Here is a 6,444-nt window from a genome sequence, read left to right on the forward strand (position 1 = left end):
CGGTGGTGTGAGAGGTCGGTAATTAAAAGTTACCTCCTACTCGATTCTAAATAATTTTAAGCATTATTGACGATCAATATCGACCATTCCAAAAGCGAGAACCAAGATACCGATGATCAAAGCAATGACGAAGTATGAAAAGACGGTAGCAACATTGATTCCGATACCAAGTGAGAAACCAATCAAATAAGGTCCAATAGTGGCACCGATTCGACCGATGGATTGAGTGAAGCCAATTCCAACTCCACGGATCTCGATTGGATATTGTGTAGGCGTCAAAGCAATCATGATTCCCCAAGCTCCCAAAGTGAAGAAGGAAAGGATGCAACTACTCAAGACGACTAGCCAAACTGTTTGAGCAGTACCGAAGAGAAAGGCCCCAATGATAGTTCCAATTAAATAAATACCTAAAACTTTTTTACGACTCAATTTACCCATTAAATAGGCCGCCAAGAAATAGCCTGGCAGTTGTGCAAAACTCATCAATAAAGTGTAGCCAAAACTGTGAACGACTGAAAAGCCACGTTTGATCAAAACACTAGGCAACCAAAGAAACATGCCGTAATAAGTGAACATGATGATGAACCAGAGAATACTCAAGCACAAGGTAGCCCGACGAAATTCTGGCGACCAGATTTTTTTGAGCGTGACGCTGAGTTGTAGCTTTTCATTTTTGACGTTAGTTTGTTCGGGTAAGTGGCGACGAATAACTAAGGTATACAAAGCCATAACTGAAGTGATAATGACGGTTGGACGCCAATCATAGACTGGCATGAATAAGAAGGCCAATAATGATGCGAAGATCCAACCAATGGCCCAGAAACTATCTACTAAAATCAACATTTTCGAACGTTGATGTCCCGAGAAAGAATCAGCAATGATTGTTGTAGCAACAGGTAGTTCTCCCCCAAGACCGATCCCCGTGATAAAACGAACTAATAAGAATTGATTGACGTCTGTCGTCAAAGCTAAGAATAAATTACTGACTGAGAAGAGCAGCAAGGTAATGATGATGATATTTTTTTTACCAAATTTATCGGCTAAATAACCGAATAAAACGGCCCCAATCATCATACCGACAGTAGTAATGGAACTGACCAAACCGATTTGACCATCAGTTAAAGTCATTTCCTTTTTTAATAATGACATGATAAATGACAACAAGGCGACATCAGCAGCGTCGAATAGCCAAGCAGTTCCGATGACCATCAGTAGTTTTAGACCACTGCGATCTTTGATACGTTCTGTTTCCAAAATACAAAATACCCCCTAAGGTTATATTCAAATATAACTATTTTTATTTAAGGTAAAATTTACCTTAAATAATTTAAAACAAGACTACCATTAGTCTTATTTAGTAGCAAGCAATTAACTCAATTTGTATAATTTCGCCGGACGACCACTCTTACCATGTTCCATACCGATTTCTAAAAAGAGATGAGCGTGGGTCTTACGGAAGTTTGAATTATCAATGTCTGCCACTGGTTCTTTCCAAAAAGTAGCATAGACTTCACGAGCTTGTTTAAGCGTAAAACTGTCCCCTAAAATCAAAAGAATCGTTGGCAAATAATCCAAACGATTAGTGATCCTTTGAAAAGCAGTCCGTAAAATCAAAGCGTGGTCACAGACTAATTCCTTTATTGACGGAGTTTGTGGCATGGACCGATAAAAATCGTTTACCGATATTTTTTCGCTTAAAGTTTTGAAACTTTCACTTTGGTGACTTAATAAAAATTGTTCAGGCAAGTAATCGACTGAAAACCAGGCAACTTCTTTGGCACCATAGCCAGGTGTCAATTCAGGTTTGTAAGGCAAGTAAGTCATGTAGGTTAAGGCGATTTCACGATGATCCAGAACACGGTTGACATTGCTGAAAGTAGCCAGCTGTTCTGTGTATAGTTCTGGTAATTCGAGACCAATTTTTTCACGGATCAGACGCAAAGAAGCTTCTTCAGCATTTTCAGTAGGGCGTAAAAGGGTTGATGGCAGTCCCCAATGGTCGACATTAGTTCCTAAGGCACTCTTAACTAATAGGACTAGCACTTTTTTAGTTTCAGTATCGAAACTCCAAATGATATTGACAATATTGATCATGAATTCTTCTGGTACCGATATTTGTTTCATTGATAGTTACTCCTAAGTTGTTAAATTCATTATAATTTACTTTTAGTATGGTTACAGCACTTATAGTTGAGTAGTGTCTAAATTAATTATATAACGGACTTAGAGGTGGGAAGCCTCGGAGATGGCATGAAAAGTCACTCCCCGCGACCCGAGACTAACGGTCATCTTTAGAAAATGGGTCGAATTCATATCGGTAGTTTGTCAGATATGGAGGGGGAAATATAATGAAAAAGTTATTAAGAAACAGTTTGTTTATAGGTGCAGCACTTTTAGGCGTTAGCTCATTGGGGGCCGGTATTACGACTAAGGCTGCTACCACAGCCACGCCATTGACGTCAGATGCATCAGCTGATATTACGCCAGGAACGATCACGCTTGATACAGTACCTGGTGGTGGCAGTTCTACGACGCCTGGTATCCTCTTTGGTACAGTAGCTGCTGATGCCGGCGATACGACATATAAGTCAACGCAAATTTCTAGTGATTTGCACGTTACCGATAGTGGTAATGGTTCTGGTTGGGCAGTAACCGTTGCTGATTCACCATTTACTGATACTGCTGGTGATACTTTGAAGGGTGCTGTGTTGTCATTGGATGATTCAGCAAATCCAGCTATCAAGGCTGATGCAACTGATAATGTTTCTGCTTTGCCAACCTTCACGGCTGATACGACTTTGTCAGCTTCACCAAGTACTGTTTTGTCAGCAGCACCTAAAGCCGGTGTTGGTGCTTATACAACAACATACAATGGTACAGATGCTTCATTAGCAGTACCTGCTGGTAATATTGGTGGTTCCTACAGTTCAACTTTGACATGGACTTTGTCCAATGCACCTAGTTAAAATTTAAATAATCAATAACCAAATAAAATGGGGAGGGGGTATATTTTAATATGCTGCTCCTCTTTTTTTAGGAGGGATTCATTTTGAAAAAGTATCTTACGATGTTTTTCTTATTGTTGATTGGTCTCGTTGGTTGCTTTAGTCTCAATGATTTTAATGTGCAAGCCGCTGCGGCCAATAATAATATTAAATACAGCGTGTCACCAGAATTGAGTTCAAATCAGATCGATAAGAATATCAGTTATTACGATTTGAAAATGGCTCCTAATCAAAAAGAAACTATTAAATTTAAAATCAACAATGGCGATGCGATTGCGCACACGTATAAAGTTTCCGTCAATCGGGCTACGACAGACGACAATGGTGTAATTACTTATAATGCCCACGATGTCAAACCGGATGAAGGGTTGAAGTATAACATTGAAAATTTAGTATCATATCCTAAAGAGGTCAGCGTAAACCCTAATTCTTCTAAAGAAGTATCCGTTGATATAAAGATGCCTAACGATAATTTTTCTGGCGAATTGTTAGGTGGTATCTTCGTTGAAGAGAATAATCAAGTCAGCAAAAAGATGGTCAAAGGTGTTTCACTCAAGAATAAGTACAATTATGTACTCGGTTTACAACTACAAGAAAATACCAACAATGTTAAACCAGATTTAAAACTGGTCAATGTTTATCAAACAACGACTAACAGCAATCAGATCCAAGTCGATGGTGAACTAGACAACGATGTGCCACGGCTTGAAAAGAAAGTTTCTGTTGCCGCAAAAATCACACCTAAGAATAGTCAAAAAGTAGTTTTAAGTTCCAGTCGCCAAAATATGTCGATGGCACCCGACAGCGATTTTGATTATCCAATTAACGTCAACAGTGAACTTGGCACTAACAAGAATAAACGGCTCAAGCCTGGAGCTTATACGATGTATTTGAACGTCAAGGCTAACAATGGTCAGAATCTCTGGAGATTGCAAAAGAACTTTACGATCAGTAGTAAACAGACAGCTAAAATAGCTAAGAAGATTCCTAACCGTTCTAAAGACATTTGGATCATCCTCGGTAGCATATTGTTTTTAGTAGTTCTTGCTGGAGCTGTTATCGGTTACTACAGAAAGAAACGTATATAGAGAATTACCAGTAAAGGGGGACGGACGCAACATGGTCTGTTTCTAAAGAAGTACAAAAAACGACTAATTCGCATTGTGAATTAGTCGTTTTTGTCTGTGGTGTTAAAAAACATTGATCAAAACAGTTCCTGAAATTACTAGAATGAGTCCAGCAATAGCAGTCATTGAAATAGTTTCGTGATAAAAAACAATTCCCGCAATAGTTACCAGTATCAATCCGACGCTACCCCAAGTGGCATACGTCAAGCTCAGTGGTAGTCGTTTCAAAACGTGTGATAAAACAAACAGACAGATAAAATATGAAAGCAATGTGCCTAATGTTGGCAACAAGTTAGTGAAGCCATCTGTCTTTTTTAAAAGTGAAGTCCCTAAAACTTCAAAACCGATTGATACTAACAATAATAAGTAGTTCATAAGCGTTTTCCCCGGTCCAAATTTTCTTTCAATATCATACACGATTTTTATTTCAAATACACCAATTTTATCTTAACTTTTATATTAAATTTTTGTGACAGAATAAATCTCGCTACCGTAGGCCATCACTGTGATACAGCATTTTTTAAAATTTTGTTAGACAGATAAAATATTTAAAATTATCGGCAATTACCGATAATAATCATATATAAATATCCCTCGTTTTTGGATATGTTGAAAAGCCAATTGACGATAACAGAGAATTGTAATAATTTTATGTTTAATCGTTATAGGGGAAAGAGATATGCTTAAAAATGAAATAGCTATGTTCAAATTGCAATTAAGGATTGCTTTGAAGGAAAACTTGATCTATTTTTATACGTTGATAATTCCTATTTTGATGGTTTTTATCAACAAGAATAATGATTTTCAGGACAATGAGTCGTTGTATCTTTATTGGTCTTATATCGTTGTGACCACGGTTCTCAATGGGTTTTTATTAAGAATTATTAAATTGCGTGAAAATGGTTTGTTAAAAATTTTGACGTATATGACTGGTTCAAAGTTCTCCGTTTTACTAGCCATTTTTTTAGTTCAGTTGTTAAGTATTCAACTGCAAATTTTGTTTTTTAATTTAATCGTGGCTTTATTTATTACTAAAGTGTCACTGATAACTTGGTGTTATGGCTTTTTAACGTCATTTTTGGCAATCTTTCTTTGCACAGCCATGTTGTCGGGATTACTGATTCTCAGGGTAAAATTTTTCAGTTTCATGATCGTGATCAATCTCTTTTTGTGGACAGGACTCGTTCTTTTGGGATTGCGACCTAAAGGAATCTTGCATTATTTTTTGACAGTTTTTAATCCTTTTCAGTTGATTTTAGGTTTGTACTCATTGCCGTATGCAACGCTTTGGTTCGTTGTATTGGAAGCAAGCTGTACTTTGCTTTACTTTGTGATGGGGTACTTTATCTTTGAACATTTTTCGATTCAAAAACATTTGGAAAGGGTGCGCAGTAAATGAAGGTAGAAAATTTCAACTGTTACTGTGGTCGTAAAAAAATCTTTGAACAAGTCGCTTTGCAATTTGAAGATGGTCAGTTGAACTTCATTCTTGGTGAAAAGCAGTCGGGTAAATCACGCATATTGGATTGTCTGGCTGATATTGACCGAATTCGGGGTGAAAATTTTATTGGCTTTCCCGAACCTTTCGAAATTGCTTATTTAGCTGAGTGTGATCAATTTTCCGCTGAGTTGACAGTGTTGGAGATAATTGAATTTGTTAAACAATTACAAGGTACGGCCAAAGATTATTTGCCGGATGTGATTGGAGATTTATTGCCAAATAAATTTGGAGCTTTGTCGCTGAGACAACGAAAATTATTGTTAGTTTTTCTCAATACGATTGTTGAGAAGGAACTTTATTTGTTTGACGAGCCAGAAAGGGATGTTGATTTAGCGTGTACGCAAGAGATGTTTGGCTGGTTTCGAGAACTTACGGAGTTGGATAAAACGGTTATTGTGACGACGCATAAATTGGACAATATTCATGATGTTGACAATGTTAATTATATAAAGAGTTCTCAAGAGATTATTGTTGATACTTTTTTGAAAGTTAAATCACGGATGGCTTTTTAATGGTTCACTGCCGTCTTCCATGAAATTCTGGTGGACGCTGGAACGCTGTGAGAGCAACTTAGAGCCAATTCTGCGAATTGTCTTTAAGCTTGTCTGTCTCTAAGCTGGCAAGGTACGCCAGCCAAGAGACTACCACGGCTGAGCATCCACCAGAATTCCATTCCAGACTAGAGAGTTTAAGGATTTTGGGTCTTGGGATATTAATATCGGCAGTTTTATTAAAAATATAAATAAGTATAATTTGGAATTGGTTCACTGCCGTCTTCCATGAAATTCTGGTGGATTGCTGGAACGCTGTG

General features: G+C 37.6%; 8 protein-coding genes. 4 read left to right on the forward strand and 4 right to left on the reverse strand.

The annotated features are described in order from the left end of the window. Positions 1 to 63: 63 nt before the first annotated feature. The gene (locus FD29_RS04170; protein ID WP_057887764.1) at positions 64 to 1,209 is read right to left on the reverse strand and encodes an MFS transporter; all 1,146 of its coding nucleotides are present in this window, start codon (positions 1,207 to 1,209) and stop codon (positions 64 to 66) included. A 159-nt stretch (positions 1,210 to 1,368) separates the two neighbouring features. Beyond that, positions 1,369 to 2,124, reverse strand: coding sequence for an NUDIX hydrolase (locus FD29_RS04175; RefSeq protein WP_057887704.1), 756 nt, complete (start codon positions 2,122 to 2,124; stop codon positions 1,369 to 1,371). Positions 2,125 to 2,348: 224 nt separating this feature from the next. Here FD29_RS04175 and FD29_RS04180 point away from each other — a divergent pair, with 224 nt between their 5' ends. Beyond that, the gene (locus FD29_RS04180; protein WP_057887705.1) at positions 2,349 to 2,966 is read left to right on the forward strand and encodes a WxL domain-containing protein; all 618 of its coding nucleotides are present in this window, start codon (positions 2,349 to 2,351) and stop codon (positions 2,964 to 2,966) included. 83 nt (positions 2,967 to 3,049) lie between these two features. Continuing rightward, on the forward strand, positions 3,050 to 4,093 hold the full coding sequence (locus FD29_RS04185; protein ID WP_057887706.1) for a WxLIP family cell surface protein: 1,044 nt from the start codon (positions 3,050 to 3,052) through the stop codon (positions 4,091 to 4,093). Positions 4,094 to 4,195: 102 nt separating this feature from the next. Here the strand turns inward: FD29_RS04185 and FD29_RS04190 are convergent, their stop codons facing one another. Continuing rightward, positions 4,196 to 4,507, reverse strand: coding sequence for a DMT family transporter (locus FD29_RS04190; RefSeq protein WP_057887707.1), 312 nt, complete (start codon positions 4,505 to 4,507; stop codon positions 4,196 to 4,198). Between the two features lie 304 nt (positions 4,508 to 4,811). Between FD29_RS04190 and FD29_RS04195 the strand changes: the two genes are divergently transcribed. Together FD29_RS04195 and FD29_RS04200 are read left to right on the forward strand one after the other, a co-directional pair. Next, positions 4,812 to 5,531, forward strand: a complete 720-nt coding sequence (locus FD29_RS04195) for a hypothetical protein (protein WP_057887708.1) — start codon at positions 4,812 to 4,814, stop codon at positions 5,529 to 5,531. Continuing rightward, positions 5,528 to 6,145: an ATP-binding cassette domain-containing protein gene (locus FD29_RS04200; RefSeq protein WP_057887709.1), complete on the forward strand. Its 618-nt coding sequence runs from the start codon at positions 5,528 to 5,530 to the stop codon at positions 6,143 to 6,145. Before FD29_RS04195 ends, FD29_RS04200 begins: the two co-directional genes overlap by 4 nt. A gap of 58 nt (positions 6,146 to 6,203) precedes the next feature. Here the strand turns inward: FD29_RS04200 and FD29_RS11610 are convergent. Continuing rightward, positions 6,204 to 6,444 (reverse strand): hypothetical protein (locus tag FD29_RS11610; RefSeq protein ID WP_057887710.1); only part of this gene is annotated, 241 nt, incomplete at its 5' end.

The sequence above is a fragment of the Companilactobacillus mindensis DSM 14500 genome (genome assembly GCF_001434275.1).
In the GTDB taxonomy this organism is placed as follows: Bacteria; Bacillota; Bacilli; order Lactobacillales; family Lactobacillaceae; genus Companilactobacillus; species Companilactobacillus mindensis.